Source organism: Rhizobium sp. PAMB 3174, assembly GCF_052908375.1.
Window position 1 is genome coordinate 899,860 of sequence record NZ_CM128608.1, and the last position, 14,258, is coordinate 914,117.

The window sequence follows — 14,258 nt, forward strand, 5'->3', positions numbered from 1 at the left end:
CCGGACCATGCCTGCGTCGTGTGACGTGATTATTACAGTGCAGTCGACCGGCTCAGACGCCGAGCTTTTCCGCCGGTATCAAGGCGCCGTGATGGCTGATGACGCGGGATGCGACCTTCCCCGCGAAGGCGGCGGCCTCCTGCGGCGAGGCGCCGTCGAGGTAGCACGCGAGGAAGGCGCCGTTATAGCTGTCGCCGGCGCTGGTGGTATCGACGACCTTGTCGACCGTCTTTGCCGGAACATGGATGCTGCCATTGCCGAAATCGAGGGTCGCGCCCTTGCCGCCGTCCTTGACGACGATGCCGGTGGCGCCGAGCCCCTTGTAGCGGTCGAGGGTGGCGTCGATCGATGCGTCACCGAAATGAGCGGCCTCGTCATCGAAGCCGGGGAGGACGATCGAGGCGGCGCGCGCGCCGAGGCTGATCGTGTCGAGCATGGTCTGCCGGTCCGGCCAGAGGCGCGGACGCAGGTTCGGATCGAAGGCGACCGGCTTGCCGGCGACCTTGGCGCGGCGCAGTTCGGAAAGCAGCGTGTCGAGGCCGTCGGGCTTCAGGATGGCGAGCGTGATGCCGGAGACATAGACGATGTCGGCCGCATCGATGGCGCGGCGGAGGTGGTCGGGGTCGGCGGCGAGATCCTTGGCGGCGGAGGTGTCGCGCCAGTAGCTGAAGGAGCGTTCGCCGTCTTTCAGGTGGATCATGTAGAGGCCGGGCGTGCGGCCCTTGATGCGGCGGATGTCGCCGGTTTCGACATTGGCCTTTGCCATGAAAGCGAGCATCTCGTCGGAAACCGGGTCGTCGCCAAGCGCGCTATAATAGGAGACCGTCCAGTCGGTCGGCAGGCAGATGCGAGCGTACCAGGCGGTGTTGAAGGTGTCGCCGGCATAGCCTTTGCGCAGCAGGCCGCCTTCGGCCTGCGACAGTTCGACCATGCATTCGCCGATGGAAAGAAAACGCTTCGCCAAGTCCGCCTCCAGGATTGCTGCCCGAGCGGTCCTAGCCTTTTGGCGCGGTGCAGACAAGACGCCCATGCTGCATTGCGGTTCGGGATGTTGTGCTTTACCCCTTGTGTCTGGAGACCGCCCGCGGGCACTGGTCTATCCGAATTCAAACCGACAGGATGAGAGGTTCAGATGGCGGCTGGCAGGACGAATACGGGTGCGGACTGGTGGCGCGGCGGCGTCATCTATCAGGTCTATCCGCGATCGTACCAGGACACCAGCGGCGACGGCATCGGCGATTTGAAGGGCATCACCCGACGTCTGGACCACATCGCCTCGCTCGGCGTCGACGCCATCTGGCTGTCGCCCTTCTTCGCCTCGCCGATGGCCGACATGGGCTATGACGTCTCCGACTATTGTGATGTCGATCCGATGTTCGGCACGCTCGCCGATTTCGACGCGCTGGTCGCAAAAGCCCATGATCTGGGCCTGAAGATCATCATCGACCAGGTACTCTCGCACAGCTCAGACCAGCATCCTTGGTTCAAGGAAAGCCGTTCCAGCCGCGACAATCCCAAGGCCGACTGGTATGTCTGGGCCGATCCCAAGCGCGACGGCACGGCCCCGAACAACTGGCTGTCGATCTTCGGCGGACCGGCCTGGGAATGGGACGGCGTGCGCAAGCAGTATTACATGCACAACTTCCTCGCCTCGCAACCCGATCTCAACTTCCACAATCCGGAGGTGCAGGAGGCTCTGCTGAAAGCGGTGAAGTTCTGGCTCGACCGGGACGTAGACGGCTTCCGGCTCGATACCGTGAATTTCTTCGTACACGACAAGCACCTGCGCGATAACCCGCCGCTGGAGCCGGATCCGGATGCCGTCGGTCTCGACGCGCCCGACGTCAATCCCTACGGCATGCAGAACCATCTCTACGACAAGACGCAGCCGGAGAATGTCGACTTCCTGAAGCGCTTCCGCGCATTGCTCGACACCTATGAAGGCCGGACATCAGTCGGCGAGGTGGGCGACGGGGCGCGATCGCTGAAGACGGTCGCCAATTATACGAGCGGCGGCGACAAGCTGCACATGTGTTACACGTTCGACCTGCTGAGCCCGGATTTTACCGCCGATCACATTCGCCGCTGCGTCATCGAGTTCCAGAAGCAGGTGTCGGACGGATGGGTCTGCTGGGCGTTTTCCAATCACGACGTCCATCGCCATGTGAGCCGCTTTGCGCACAGTCCCGCCGAATACGAGACCGTGGCAAAGCTGGCGATCAGCATCCTGGCGTGCCTGCGTGGCTCGATCTGCCTCTATCAGGGCGAGGAACTCGGGCTGCCGGAGGCGGAACTCGCTTTCGAGGAGCTGACCGATCCCTACGGCATCCGCTTCTGGCCGGCCTTCAAGGGCCGCGACGGATGCCGCACGCCGATGGTCTGGGAGCGGCAGCAGCCGAATGGCGGTTTCAGCACGGCCAAGCCCTGGCTGCCGGTGAAGCCGGAGCATCTGACGCTGGCTGTGGATGGGCAGGACGGTGTCGAGGGTTCGGTGATGGAGCACTACCGTGCCGTTCTCGCCTTCCGCCGGTCGCATCCCGCCCTGTTCGACGGCGACATGATGTTCCTCGGCGGCAATGCCGATCTTCTGGCCTTCACGCGGGAGAAGGACGGGGCGCATCTGCTCTTTGTCTTCAACCTGACGCGGCAGCCGCAGGACTACGCGTTGCCGGAGCATTTTGTCGGCTGCCAGCCGCTCACTGCGCCGGCGATGGAGGCGACATTGAAGAACGGCGTCGTCACGCTGCCGCCGATGAGCGGGTTTGCAGGCACTATGGGAGGGGAATGATGTCGGTCGGGATCGTTCGATGTACGACGGATCAGGCAGCGGACTGGGTCCGCTTCCGCCATGTCCTGTGGCATGAGCACACCGAGGAGCACCTGTTCGCCGAGGTGGAGGCGATGCTCACCCGCCCGGACCGGTTTGCCGGCTTCCTGGCGGTCGATGATGTGTCCGGTCCTGTCGGCTTTGCCGAAGTCAGCATCCGTCATGACTCCGTCAGCGGCTGCAAGACGTCCCCGGTCGCCTTCCTCGAGGGTATTTACGTCGCTCCGGAAGCGCGCCGCAAAGGTGTCGCCGGGTTGCTTGTGCAGGCTGTGGAGGGATGGGCCAGGCAAAAAGGCATGACCGAACTCGGCTCGGACGCCTATGCCGACAACACCGTGTCGCACGAGATGCACCGGTCGCTCGGCTTCGAAGACACCGAACGCGTGGTGTTCTTCCGCAAGGCGCTGGAGTGATCAGGCCGCAGGCTTCTTGACAGTCTGGTCGCCACGACCCGCCAGCAGCCCAGCGATCGAGATGTCCTCATCCAGATGATCCCAATGAATTCCCGCTGGACTGAGCTCGAAATTCTGGCGCTGCGGCTGCGTCGCCGTCAGCAGGCGCGGGAACCAGGTCAGCGGTACGCCGATCGTACGGCCGTCATCAAGCGATACCCACATGGTCTCGTCATCGAAGCGGACATCAGTCGGAGAAATGTTCATGCCAAGCCTGCGTTATAAGATGACGGTTATCGATCACCTTGCGGACGATAACAGATAGCTCTTTTCTGTTGAAGCCTCGGCTTTCAGCTACGCCGATCGCCGGCTCCAGCCAGACCTTCGCCTCGCAGCCGGCGCAACGCACATGAATGTGCATCGGCTCGCGCGGATCACCTTCATTGGAATAGAAAAAGAAGGTCAGATTGTTGAAGCGAAAGACGACAGGCACGGGTTTCTCCAAGACTGGATGATGCCTGATATTGCAAAGCGAGCAAGGGAGTGCCCCTCCTTCACCCCATCAGCGTGAAATTGTCGACGTCGACCATGCCCTTGTCGGAGATCTTCAGGTGCGGGATCACCGGCAGCGGCAGGAAGGCGAGCTGCAGGAAGGGTTCTTCCAGCGTGGCGCCGAGGGCGTAGGCAGCCTGTCGCAGGTCGTGCAGCGTGTCGCGGACACTTTCGTAGGGCTCTAGGCTCATCAGTCCGGCGACGGGCAGGGCTATTTCGCCGGTGACCTTGCCGTCCTCGACGACGACGAAGCCGCCGTTGATCTCGGACAGCCGGTTGGCGGCCCGCGCCATGTCGTCCTCGTTAACCCCGACGACGCAGATGTTGTGGCTGTCATGGCCGACGGTCGAGGCGATCGCGCCCTTTTTCAGGCCGAAGCCCTGGACGAAGCCGTTGGCATGGTTGCCGTTCTTGCCGTGACGCTCGATGACGGCGACCTTGATGATGTCGCGGTCGAGATCGACGCCGGTCTGGTTGCCCTTCGACGGCAGCTGAAAGCGGCGGTGCTCGGTGATGATCTTGCCGGGCAGGACGCCGATGACCGATGTTTCCAGCGCGCTGGCCGGCACGCCGAAATCGGCGGCATTGACGGGATTGGCCTTGACGCTTTCGAGCCCGACCGGGGCGACCGGCCGGCGCGAGGCGAACAATCTTTCCGTGACGATCCGCCCGGCGGAGAAGACGAACTCGGCCGTGCAACTCTCCAGGCTGTCGATCACCACCAGATCGGCGCGCCAGCCGGGCGCGATCAGGCCGCGGTCACGCAGGCCGAAGGCCCGGGCGGCGGAAATGGAGGCGGCGCGGTAGACGGCGATCGGCTGCACGCCGGCGCGGATCGCGGTGCGGATCATGTAATCAAGATGGCCCTGCTCGGCGATGTCGAGCGGGTTTCTGTCGTCCGTGCACAGCGCGACAAAGGGCGACAGGCGCTCCGTAAGGATCGACATCAGCGCATGCAGATCCTTGGAAACGGAGCCTTCGCGCACGAGGATGTGCATGCCCTTGCGGATCTTCTCCAGCGCTTCCTCGGCGCTGGTGCATTCGTGGTCGGTGCGGATGCCGGCGGAAAGATAGCCGTTGAGGTCGTTGCCGCGCAGGAGCGGCGCATGGCCATCGATATGCCCGCCCTGGAAGGCTTCAAGCTTTGCCATGCAGATCGGATCCTTGTGGATCACGCCGGGGAAGTTCATGAACTCCGCCAGGCCGATCACTTTCGGATGGTCGCGGAAGGGCAGGAGGCTTTCGATCGGCAGGTCGGCGCCCGCCGTTTCGAGATGGGTCGCCGGCACGCAGGAGGACAGCTGGACACGGATGTCCATGATCGTTTCCGTCGCCGACTCCAGGAAGAAGCTGATGCCTTCCGCGCCCAGCACATTGGCAATCTCGTGCGGGTCGCAGATGGCCGTGGTGACGCCATAGGGCAGCACGCAGCGATCGAACTCATGCGGGGTGACCAGCGAGGATTCGATGTGCAGGTGGGTGTCGATGAAGCCGGGGACGACGATCCGGCCGGAAATGTCGAATTCCTCGTTGCCGCTGTATTCGCCGAGCGTGCCGACGATGGTGTCGCCGCATATGGCGATATCGGAATGCACGAGTTCGCCGGTAACGAGATCGAAGAAGCGCCCGCCCTTCAGCACGATGTCCGCCTTTTCACGGCCCACGCCCTGGTCGATACGGCGGCTTAGGTCACTCATACGAATCTGCTCCATGTTGCTTTGCAGCAAGTGTAGCCCCGGCCGATGCGCAAGGAAATGGCGGGAGGCGGGTTTAGGGTTCAGGCTTTTGGCTTGTGCCCGACGGTTGCGACCGGGCCGCCGGCGTCGCGCCAGGCGGTGAAGCCGCCCGCCACGTGGCTCACCTTCTCAAGCCCCATGTCTTCCGCGGTCTTGGCGGCGAGCGCCGAACGCCAGCCACTGGCGCAGAAGAAGACGAAGCGCTTGTCCTCTGCGAAGACCGGTTTGGCATAAGGGCTTTCCGGATCGATCCAGAATTCGAGCATGCCGCGCGGGCAGGAGAATGCGTCGGGGATGGTGCCTTCGCGTTCCCGCTCGCGCGGATCGCGCAGGTCGACGAAGACGGTGCCGGGATCGCCGTGGAGGGTGGTCGCGTCAACCGCGCTGACCGCCACGACCTGCGCATTCGCCTCATCGAGCAACTGCCTGTATCCCTTTTTCATGCGCTCCTCCATTCGCATCTGCCAAGCGTCCTCAAAGGCAGCCTAGCGTCGGTTGCGCCATGCGAAAACAGCGGCAGGCGAAAAAACATACATGGCAGGATATGTCACCGCGCGCGGGCGGGCGGAGTGCGTGATGTTTTGTTGTGAACTCTCACCAGCTTAACAGTTCGATAATCAACGTGGACTAGAACTCACCTGCGATTTTTCGAGGCCCGCTCCCTATGCAGACACCCGCACCTATGCTCGATCAGAGCCTGCCCGTCGTTTCACCTCCCAATTCCCGTCACTGTCCTGACAATCTGCCGGCGCCGACGCTTTACTGGTGGTCTGAAGACAATATGGAGCTACCGGGCTGGGGCCTGCAAGCCGGCATCAGGTCCATCGCGGAAAGACCCGAAGGTGCCGCCGGCGCCATCTATTTCGTCCGCGTTGATGCGGGCAGGCTCGGACGCGATGTCGCGGCGTTCCGCGAGCGGCTCGGCGACGACGCCTATCTGATTGCCGTCACCGATATCGCCCTGTCGCCGACATGGGCGGCGCGGGTGATCGAACTGGGCGCCGACGACGTGATGGAGATAGCCGGGGCACAGGACGCGGTGATCGCGAGAGCAAGGCGGGTTATGGCGCGGCAGTCGGCCGATGCGGCTCGCCTCGACAAGGTCGCAGCCGATCGCGCCTTCCTGCAGACCTGCATCGACACGCTGCCGTCGCCGATCTTCTACAAGGACCGGCAGGGGCGCTACATCGGATGCAACAAGGCCTTTTCCGCCTTCATCGGCCGCAGCCGCGCCGAAGTGATCGGCAGTTCCGTCTATGACGTCGCGCCGTCCGATCTCGCGAAAACCTATGAAGACGCCGACGAAGCATTGATGCGCGAGCGTGGCGTGCAGATTTACGAAGCCCAGGTGCGTTTCGCGGCGAACGACCGCAGGCACATCGTCAGTTTCCACAAGGCGGCGATGATCGGCGAGAGCGGAGAGGTCATCGGACTTGCGGGCGCCATGCTCGACATTACCGAGCAGAAGGAGCTCGAGACCAAGCTGATCGACGCGGCCGAGCGCGACCCGCTGACGAACTGTTTCAACCGCCGCAAGTTCTTCACCGCCGGTTCGGCGATGATCGACCAGTCGCGGCAGGACGAGGAGCCGCTTTGCGTGCTCGTCCTCGACATCGACCACTTCAAATCGATCAATGACCGGTTCGGCCATGCCGGTGGCGACATCGTCTTGCGGGAGGTTGCCGAGCGTCTCGACGATCGCGTCCGCGGCGATGGCCTGATGGCCCGCGCCGGCGGCGAGGAGTTCTTCTTCGTCATGAAGGGCAAGTCGCTCGACGATGCCGTCGTCTATGCGGAAATGCTGCGCAACCTGGTCGCCCGGCAGGCCGTTTCGGTGGTCGGCGGCAGCGTCACGGTAACGGTCAGCATCGGCGTGGCGGAGCTTCATGCCGAGGACGAGGGGCTGAACGACGTCCTGAAGCGGGCCGACGACGCGCTCTATGCGGCCAAGGTGTCGGGCCGCAACCGGGTTCACAGGTTCTGACTGCGGGGGATGACGCTTGCCGCCGAGCACTGCCGGTCATCCGACCTGTATTTGGCATGAAAAACCTCCCCGGGTGAGCGGGGAGGCGATCGCTTGATATCCTTCGGCTTCTCGCCTCAGACGTTGTTCATCAGGATTTCGCGCAGCTTGCCGAACAGTTCGTCGATGTGGTGCTTCTCGATGATCAGCGGCGGCGACAGCGCGATGATGTCGCCCGTGGTGCGGATCAGCAGGCCCTTCTCATAGGCTTTCAGGAAGGCAGTGAAGGCGCGCTTCGTCGGCTCGCCGGCAATCGGCGAGAGTTCGATCGCGCCGATCAGGCCGATGTTGCGAATGTCGATGACGTTCGGGCAATCCTTCAGCGAATGCAGCGCATCCTCCCAGTAGGAGGCCATCTCGGCGCCGCGCGTCAGAAGCCCTTCTTCCTTGTAGGTGTCGAGCGTGCCGAGAGCAGCGGCGGAAGCGATCGGGTTACCGGAGTAAGTGTAGCCGTGGAAGAACTCGATCAGGTGTTCCGGGCCGTTCATGAAGGCGTCGTGGATTTCCGAGGTCACGAACACGGCGCCCATAGGGATCACGCCGTTGGTCAGGCCCTTCGCCGTGGTGATGATGTCCGGCTTGACGTCGAAATACTGTGCCGCGAACGGCGTGCCGAGGCGGCCGAAACCGGTGATGACTTCGTCGAAGATCAGCAGGATGCCGTGCTTGGTGCAGATGTCGCGGAGCTTCTGCAAGTAGCCCTTCGGCGGGATGAGAACGCCGGTGGAGCCTGCGACCGGCTCGACGATGACGGCGGCGATGGTCGAGGCGTCATGCAGCGTGACGATGCGTTCCAGTTCAGTTGCGATATCGCCGCCGTGTTCCGGCTCGCCGCGGGTGAACGCGTTCTGGCCGGGCAGGTGGGTGTGCGGCATGTGGTCGACGCCGGTCAGGAGCGTGCCGAACATCTTGCGGTTGGCAACGATGCCGCCGACCGAGATGCCGCCGAAGTTGACGCCGTGATAACCGCGCTCGCGGCCGATCAGGCGGAAGCGCGAGCCGTCGCCCTTGGCGCGGTGATAGGCAAGCGCCACCTTCAGCGCCGTTTCCACCGATTCCGAACCTGAATTGGTGTAGAGAACGTGGTTCATGCCCTCCGGCGCGATGTCGACCAGACGGTTGGCCAGTTCGAAGGCCTTGGGATGGCCGAGCTGGAAGGCCGGCGCGTAATCCAGCTCACCGGCCTGCTCGCGGATGGCTTCCGTGATCTTCGGGCGGCAGTGACCGGCATTGACGCACCAGAGGCCTGCGGTGCCGTCGAGGACCTGGCGGCCGTCATGGGTGGTGTAATACATGTCCTTGGCGCCAACGAACAGTCGCGGTTCCTTCTTGAACTGGCGGTTCGCCGTGAACGGCATCCAAAAGGCGCGCAAATCGTTCGGTGTGGCATTCAATCTGTTGGACATTATTTTCTCCAGAGCCCAAGGCCAAACGGCCTCCCGTGCGAAGGCCGTCGTTTTTTAGCGGTTGGCAAATTATCAGCGCTGCGCATTGCGTCAAGGAGCGCGGCAAGGCCTCTTTCCCTCGGCGTTGCGACGGTGTGGAGCCATGTCGGGGGCGGCAGGTTGGGAGGTTTCGTCCGGGCACACATGAGCGCGCATGCCAGGTCGTCACATGCGGCATGCGCCGATGGGGCGGCCTTTCTGGAGAGCTCTCTGCCGGCCGAATTCGACCTCAGGCAGCCGTGTCTCTGTGCATCGCCTTGGCGGCGTGAAGATCATTCAACAGTGCCATCAGTCTGGCGACGGCCTCGCTGTTGCTTGAATAGTAGATGGTCTGGGCTTCCCGGCGGGTGGCCACCAGCTTCTGTGCCCTGAGCTTGGAGAGGTGTTGCGACAGTGCGGACTGACTGAGTTCGACACGTTCGGCCAGATCGCCGACGGCGACTTCGCCCATCAGTAGAAAATTCAGGATCATCAATCGTTTGGGGTTTGCGAATGCAGTCAGCATCCTGGCCGCCTCATCGCAGAAGACGGTAAGGGCCTTTTTCTCGGTCATGGTTTCGGTCTCGGTATTAAAGTGGGGCCTTGGGATTGCCGTGTGGTATATCAGCAATTCATGGATCGTACATTCTTAATTTTGCAACAGTGGAATATTTAGTTCGTTTAATAAGGCTCGCATATTTTCTAAGTCGTCCGCCACCCTTGCGAATTCCTTGCGGACTATAGTGTCGCCGTTCTTGATGTCGATGCCGGCTGCATCGATGCCGACCAGCCTGCAAGACCCCTTTGCCGGGCTGCGGCCCTTGATCGCCGCAAGCTTGGCAATAGCGACCGGCCATTGCGCATTGATGGTGTCCAGAAGGCCCTGTTCGTGCTCCTCCAGACGGCCGGCGACGGACGGGTCGATCAGAAACTCGCTGCCCTCCAGAAGATAGGCCCGACCGAAGCCACCATTGAGGCTGGCACGCTGCGGCACCAGCCTGAAGAAGCTGAAGTCAGGGAAGTCTATATACAGTGCCGCCTTCGGATGACGAGCAAGGAAGCGGCGGCGCAATGTCGCATGTGCCGGGCTGTCGCGTTCGACCGGTTCGGCGATGCACTGAACGGTGACACGGGGGTGGGCGAGCGGGTCTCCCTTTCCCGGTTCGCCGGCGAGAAGGGAGGCGCGGCCATCCGCGCGCAAGGCTTTCGTATGCGTCGAAAGTGCCGAGACAAGTATGGCCGGTGCACAGTCCGGCGCCGTCGCCACCAGTGTGCGGCTGACAAAGGGAAAGCCGGTGCCGGGTTCCAGGACCGAAAGCGCAGCATAGGAGGCCGAACGCAGAAGCGCGCGGGCCAGCCCGCGCGCTTCATCGTCCGTTTCCCGTATGACCGACGGCTTGTCTGCCATGTCCGCCGGCCGACTTACGCCGGTTCGGCGCGCTTGTGGCGCGTCAGGCCGGAGATGACGTCCTGCGGGCCGATCGTGCCGATGACCGAACCGTTCTCGACCACGCCGATGACGCCGGGCTGGCGCGACAGCGCGTCGAGGATGTTGGCGAGCGGCGTCGTCGGCGAGGTCGTGCCGGTCACGCCGCTTCCGGCTTCCGCTCCGCCGGCGCCCGGCCGCATTACGTCGCGGGCAAGCAGCAGGTTGATGGGGTTCAGGTGCTGGACGAAATCGGCGACGTAGTCGTTTTCCGGATTTCTGACGATGTCCTGCGGGGTGCCGCACTGGATGATCCGGCCGCCTTCCATGATGGCGATGCGATTGCCGATCCGGACGGCCTCGTCGAGGTCGTGGCTGACGAAGAGGATGGTCTTCTTCAGCCGACGCTGGAATTCAAGGAGTTCGTCCTGAAGCCGTGTCCTGATCAGCGGGTCGAGCGCCGAGAAGGGTTCGTCCATCAGGAGGATGGGCGCACCGGTCGCAAAGGCGCGGGCGAGCCCGACGCGCTGCTGCATGCCGCCGGAGAGCTCGCCCACCTTGCGGTTCTTCCACTGGGTGAGATTGACGAGTTCGAGCTGTTCGTCGACTTTCGCGTTCAGCTCCTTCTCCGGCATGCCGGCAAGCTCAAGACCGAAGCCGACATTCTCGGCGACGGTCCGCCAGGGCAGCAGCGCAAACTGCTGGAACACCATGGAAACGGTGTGCGTGCGCAGGTCGCGCAGCGTCCGGGCGTTGGCACTGTAGGGATTGACCGGACCGTTCGGGGTGATCACCGAGACTTCGCCGCGGACCACTGGCGCCAGCGCGTTGACGGCGCGCAGCAGCGTCGACTTGCCGGAACCCGACAGGCCCATGAGAACGAGGATCTCGCCCTCCTTGACTGTCAGCGAGGCGTCGGCGACGCCGAGAACGAGGCCGGTCTCGCGGCTGATCTCGTCGCGGGTCTTGCCGGCGTCGATCATCGGGATCGCCGGTGCCGGCTTGTCGCCGAAGACGATGTCGATGTTCTTGAAGATGACAGCGTCACTCATGCGCCTTCTCCTTTATCGGAAATGCGGAACACGCGGTCGAGGATGATCGCCAGGATGACGATGCAGGTTCCTGCCTCGAAGCCCTTGGCGACGTTGACCGTGTTGAGCGCGCGCACGACCGGAACGCCGAGACCGGGCGCACCGACGAGGGCGGCGATGACCACCATCGACAGGGAGAGCATGATGGTCTGCGTGAGGCCGGCCATGATCTGCGGCAGCGCGAACGGCAGTTCCACCTTGGTCAGTACCTGCAGCGGCCTGGCGCCGAACGCTTCTGCGGCTTCCACCAGCGAGCCGGGCGTCGAGATGATGCCGAGGCGGGTGAGGCGGATCGGTGCCGGGATCGCGAAGATCACCGTTGCGATCAGGCCGGGCACCATGCCGAGGCCGAACAGGATGAGGGCCGGGATCAGGTAGACGAAGGTCGGCAGCGTCTGCATGAGGTCGAGAATGGGACGGATGACGGAGTAGAGCCAGGCGCGACGGGCAGCGGCGATCCCGATCGGAACGCCGATGATCATACAGACCGCCGTGGCGACGACGACCAGCGCCAGTGTTTCTGTGGTTTCCTTCCAATAGCCCTGGTTCATGATCAGCAGGAAGCCGATCAGCACGAGCAGCGCATTGGAGAGGCTGCGCCTGAAATACCAGGTCGCGGCCGTGAAGACGAGGATGACGAAGACGCCGTAGTAGTTCTCGTATCCGGTGCCTTTCAACTCGGGCATCTGCAGCACGTAGACGAGCGCATCGATGCAGGATTTCAGGACCTTGGTGACGAAGTTGAAGAACCAGCCGAAATTGTCGGTAAGCCATTCGAAGAAGGTTTCCGACCATCGGCCGATGGCGATCTTGTAGTCCTTGTCGAAAAGGAAGGAGTTGTCTGAAAACATGGCTGAGTGGGGCCCCCGTGTTTAGACTGTCGATGCAATCGGAAACGGGGTGCCAAGGCACCCCGTTTCGTCATGTCATCAGAGGCCGAGAGCCGACTTTACCGCGGCAACCGAGTCGCCGCCGTCGAAGGTCGTGACACCGGCAAGCCATGGCTCGATGGCGTCCGGATTTGCCTTCAGCCATTCCGTTGCGGCGGCTTCCGGCTCTTCGCCGTCGTCCAGGATCTTGCCCATGATCTCGCTTTCCATCGGCAGCGTGAAGGACAGGTTCTTGAGCAGGGCGCCAACGTTCGGGCATTCGCTGGTGTAGCCGGCGCGCACGTTGGTGTAGACGGTCGCTCCGCCGAAGTCGGGGCCGAAAACGTCATCGCCGCCGGCCAGGTAGGTCAGGTCGAAGCGGACGTTCATCGGATGCGGCGCCCAGCCGAGGAAGACGATCGGATCGCCCGACTTCTTCACGCGGGCGACCTGGGCCAGCATGCCCTGTTCGGAGGATTCGACGAGCTCGAAATCCTTCAGGCCGAATTTGTCGTCCTTGATCATGTCGAGGATCAGGCGGTTGCCGTCATTGCCCGGCTCGATACCGTAGATCTTGCCGTCGAGTTCGTCGGCATGCTTGGCGATGTCGGCGAAATCCTTGATGCCGATTTCGGCGCCCTTGCCGTTCGTGGCCAGCGTGTACTTGGCGCCTTCAAGGTTGGCGCGTACGCTTTCGACAGAACCGTCATCGCGGTAGGGCTTCAGGTCGGCTTCCATGGTCGGCATCCAGTTGCCAAGGAAGACGTCGATGTCCTTGTTCTTCAGCGAGGTGTAGGTCACCGGAACGGAGAGAACGGTAACGCTCGGCTCGTAGCCGAGAGCCTTGAGGACCACGGACGTTGTTGCCGTCGTCGCGGTGATGTCGGTCCAGCCGACGTCGGAGAAGCGGACTGCCTTACAGCTGTCAGCTTCCGCTGCCATCGCGCTGCCAAAGCCGACGATGGACATGGCCGAGGCCATAAAGATTCCCATTATGCTTGTTTTCTGCATGTTTGACTCCCAGTCTTAATTTTTGTTCCCAAGCCAAGCACCAATACCCTAACCAATCAAGCGGTTTCGGTTCGTTTGCGCCAGTTTGCCCTATGCGTTTGCGACTTTCAGAAATGGCTAAAATTTAATCGCGCGGGGGGAGTTGGCCTGGAAGTTTGATCATGCCGCATGCGGGCGCACGGCGGCGGTGGAACGGTGAGGCAAGCCCGGAGAGGGCGGGTGTGACCTAACGGCAGCCTCCCCCGAGGGCAACCCCTTGAGGGAATTTTCATTGAAATATCTGTGATTTTTTCCGGCTTTTGCATGTTTTAGCGGTGGCCGGAGGTCCGTGTGGCGGCCTGGGCGCGTTGGCCATGAAAATGCACCGGGCTTGATCCTGATCAAGCCGCACCTCTTGGCCATGCCCTAGAGGATGCTGTTATCGCGTAGCTTTGCTGCCTGTTTGCCGGCGTGGGGCCGGGTCAAGGGATGACGACGAAAGGACATCGGATGAAATTGAGTTTTGTTGCCGTTGCTGCTGCATCGCTTTTGGCCGCGGGGACGGCCTATGCGGACGGGGACGCCACAGCCGGCGCCAAGGTGTTCAAGAAGTGCATGGCCTGTCACACCGCCACCGAGCCGAAGAACAAGGTCGGACCGTCGCTGATGGGCGTGATCGGCCGTCCGGTGGCAACCGTGGAAGGCTACAGCTATTCGGCCGACATGAAGGCCTTAGGGGCAGATGGTAAGGTCTGGGACGATGCCCTGCTCGACCAGTATCTGAAGAAGCCCAAGGTTCTGGTGCCGAAGACCAAGATGGCCTTTGCGGGGCTGACGAAGGAGGAGGACATCCTCGACATCATCGCCTACCTCAAGGATCCGGCTGCGGCGAAGTAACGTCGTTTCGGTTTCTTGGTAGCATTTCCAG

At 62.5% G+C, this 14,258-nt stretch carries 15 protein-coding genes; 4 read left to right on the top strand and 11 right to left on the bottom strand.

Annotation, left to right across the window (positions count from 1 at the left end):
- Nucleotides 1-52: 52 nt before the first annotated feature.
- A complete protein-coding gene (locus ACU5AY_RS04245; RefSeq protein WP_446828133.1) occupies nt 53-964 on the bottom strand; it encodes a sugar kinase in 912 nt (303 codons plus the stop codon).
- Between the two features lie 168 nt (nt 965-1,132).
- Here ACU5AY_RS04245 and bglA point away from each other — a divergent pair, with 168 nt between their 5' ends.
- Together bglA and aac(6') are read left to right on the top strand one after the other, a co-directional pair.
- Nucleotides 1,133-2,788, top strand: a complete 1,656-nt coding sequence (gene bglA, locus ACU5AY_RS04250) for a beta-galactosidase BglA (protein WP_446828134.1) — start codon at nt 1,133-1,135, stop codon at nt 2,786-2,788.
- Nucleotides 2,788-3,240: an aminoglycoside 6'-N-acetyltransferase gene (gene aac(6') / locus ACU5AY_RS04255; protein ID WP_446828135.1), complete on the top strand. Its 453-nt coding sequence runs from the start codon at nt 2,788-2,790 to the stop codon at nt 3,238-3,240. Before bglA ends, aac(6') begins: the two co-directional genes overlap by 1 nt.
- Here the strand turns inward: aac(6') and ACU5AY_RS04260 are convergent, their stop codons facing one another.
- From ACU5AY_RS04260 to ACU5AY_RS04275, 4 genes are all read right to left on the bottom strand, one after another.
- A complete protein-coding gene (locus tag ACU5AY_RS04260; RefSeq protein WP_446828136.1) occupies nt 3,241-3,486 on the bottom strand; it encodes a DUF2442 domain-containing protein in 246 nt (81 codons plus the stop codon).
- On the bottom strand, nt 3,467-3,712 hold the full coding sequence (locus ACU5AY_RS04265) for a DUF4160 domain-containing protein (RefSeq protein ID WP_446823542.1): 246 nt from the start codon (nt 3,710-3,712) through the stop codon (nt 3,467-3,469). The genes ACU5AY_RS04260 and ACU5AY_RS04265 overlap by 20 nt, the downstream gene beginning before the upstream one ends.
- Before the next feature lie 61 nt (nt 3,713-3,773).
- Complete coding sequence (gene ade, locus ACU5AY_RS04270; protein WP_446828137.1) at nt 3,774-5,468, bottom strand: adenine deaminase; 1,695 nt, start codon at nt 5,466-5,468, stop codon at nt 3,774-3,776.
- A gap of 80 nt (nt 5,469-5,548) precedes the next feature.
- Nucleotides 5,549-5,950 carry a rhodanese-like domain-containing protein gene (locus ACU5AY_RS04275; protein WP_446828138.1) on the bottom strand — a complete coding sequence of 134 codons (402 nt, stop codon included), beginning with the start codon at nt 5,948-5,950 and terminating at the stop codon, nt 5,549-5,551.
- Nucleotides 5,951-6,171: 221 nt separating this feature from the next.
- Here ACU5AY_RS04275 and ACU5AY_RS04280 point away from each other — a divergent pair, with 221 nt between their 5' ends.
- Nucleotides 6,172-7,491 (top strand): sensor domain-containing diguanylate cyclase, encoded by a 1,320-nt coding sequence (locus ACU5AY_RS04280; protein ID WP_446828139.1) that lies wholly within the window; start codon nt 6,172-6,174, stop codon nt 7,489-7,491.
- 116 nt (nt 7,492-7,607) lie between these two features.
- Here ACU5AY_RS04280 and ACU5AY_RS04285 read toward each other — a convergent pair whose 3' ends face one another.
- The 6 genes from ACU5AY_RS04285 to ACU5AY_RS04310 all read right to left on the bottom strand — a co-directional run bounded on the left by ACU5AY_RS04285 (nt 7,608) and on the right by ACU5AY_RS04310 (nt 13,333).
- Entirely contained in the window at nt 7,608-8,936 is a 1,329-nt protein-coding gene (locus tag ACU5AY_RS04285; protein ID WP_446828140.1) for an aminotransferase class III-fold pyridoxal phosphate-dependent enzyme, read from the bottom strand.
- 268 nt (nt 8,937-9,204) lie between these two features.
- Nucleotides 9,205-9,528, bottom strand: a complete 324-nt coding sequence (locus tag ACU5AY_RS04290; RefSeq protein ID WP_446823547.1) for an ArsR/SmtB family transcription factor — start codon at nt 9,526-9,528, stop codon at nt 9,205-9,207.
- A 75-nt stretch (nt 9,529-9,603) separates the two neighbouring features.
- Nucleotides 9,604-10,362, bottom strand: coding sequence for a HugZ family pyridoxamine 5'-phosphate oxidase (locus ACU5AY_RS04295; RefSeq protein WP_446828141.1), 759 nt, complete (start codon nt 10,360-10,362; stop codon nt 9,604-9,606).
- Between the two features lie 14 nt (nt 10,363-10,376).
- Nucleotides 10,377-11,432 (bottom strand): choline ABC transporter ATP-binding protein, encoded by a 1,056-nt coding sequence (gene choV, locus ACU5AY_RS04300; RefSeq protein WP_446828142.1) that lies wholly within the window; start codon nt 11,430-11,432, stop codon nt 10,377-10,379.
- On the bottom strand, nt 11,429-12,322 hold the full coding sequence (choW, locus tag ACU5AY_RS04305) for a choline ABC transporter permease subunit (protein ID WP_446828143.1): 894 nt from the start codon (nt 12,320-12,322) through the stop codon (nt 11,429-11,431). The genes choV and choW overlap by 4 nt, the downstream gene beginning before the upstream one ends.
- A gap of 78 nt (nt 12,323-12,400) precedes the next feature.
- Nucleotides 12,401-13,333, bottom strand: a complete 933-nt coding sequence (locus ACU5AY_RS04310) for a choline ABC transporter substrate-binding protein (RefSeq protein ID WP_446823551.1) — start codon at nt 13,331-13,333, stop codon at nt 12,401-12,403.
- Nucleotides 13,334-13,840: 507 nt separating this feature from the next.
- Between ACU5AY_RS04310 and ACU5AY_RS04315 the strand changes: the two genes are divergently transcribed.
- Entirely contained in the window at nt 13,841-14,227 is a 387-nt protein-coding gene (locus ACU5AY_RS04315) for a c-type cytochrome (protein ID WP_446828144.1), read from the top strand.
- Nucleotides 14,228-14,258: the final 31 nt, after the last annotated feature.

What these genes read in the sequence shown, in the direction of transcription:
- bglA (WP_446828134.1), top strand. Translation starts at nt 1,133, where the DNA reads ATGGCGGCTGGCAGGACGAATACGGGTGCGGACTGGTGGCGCGGCGGC.
- ACU5AY_RS04260 (WP_446828136.1), bottom strand. Translation starts at nt 3,486, where the DNA reads ATGAACATTTCTCCGACTGATGTCCGCTTCGATGACGAGACCATGTGG.
- ade (WP_446828137.1), bottom strand. Translation starts at nt 5,468, where the DNA reads ATGAGTGACCTAAGCCGCCGTATCGACCAGGGCGTGGGCCGTGAAAAG.
- ACU5AY_RS04275 (WP_446828138.1), bottom strand. Translation starts at nt 5,950, where the DNA reads ATGAAAAAGGGATACAGGCAGTTGCTCGATGAGGCGAATGCGCAGGTC.
- ACU5AY_RS04280 (WP_446828139.1), top strand. Translation starts at nt 6,172, where the DNA reads ATGCAGACACCCGCACCTATGCTCGATCAGAGCCTGCCCGTCGTTTCA.
- ACU5AY_RS04285 (WP_446828140.1), bottom strand. Translation starts at nt 8,936, where the DNA reads ATGTCCAACAGATTGAATGCCACACCGAACGATTTGCGCGCCTTTTGG.
- ACU5AY_RS04290 (WP_446823547.1), bottom strand. Translation starts at nt 9,528, where the DNA reads ATGACCGAGAAAAAGGCCCTTACCGTCTTCTGCGATGAGGCGGCCAGG.
- ACU5AY_RS04295 (WP_446828141.1), bottom strand. Translation starts at nt 10,362, where the DNA reads ATGGCAGACAAGCCGTCGGTCATACGGGAAACGGACGATGAAGCGCGC.
- choV (WP_446828142.1), bottom strand. Translation starts at nt 11,432, where the DNA reads ATGAGTGACGCTGTCATCTTCAAGAACATCGACATCGTCTTCGGCGAC.
- choW (WP_446828143.1), bottom strand. Translation starts at nt 12,322, where the DNA reads ATGTTTTCAGACAACTCCTTCCTTTTCGACAAGGACTACAAGATCGCC.
- ACU5AY_RS04310 (WP_446823551.1), bottom strand. Translation starts at nt 13,333, where the DNA reads ATGGGAATCTTTATGGCCTCGGCCATGTCCATCGTCGGCTTTGGCAGC.
- ACU5AY_RS04315 (WP_446828144.1), top strand. Translation starts at nt 13,841, where the DNA reads ATGAAATTGAGTTTTGTTGCCGTTGCTGCTGCATCGCTTTTGGCCGCG.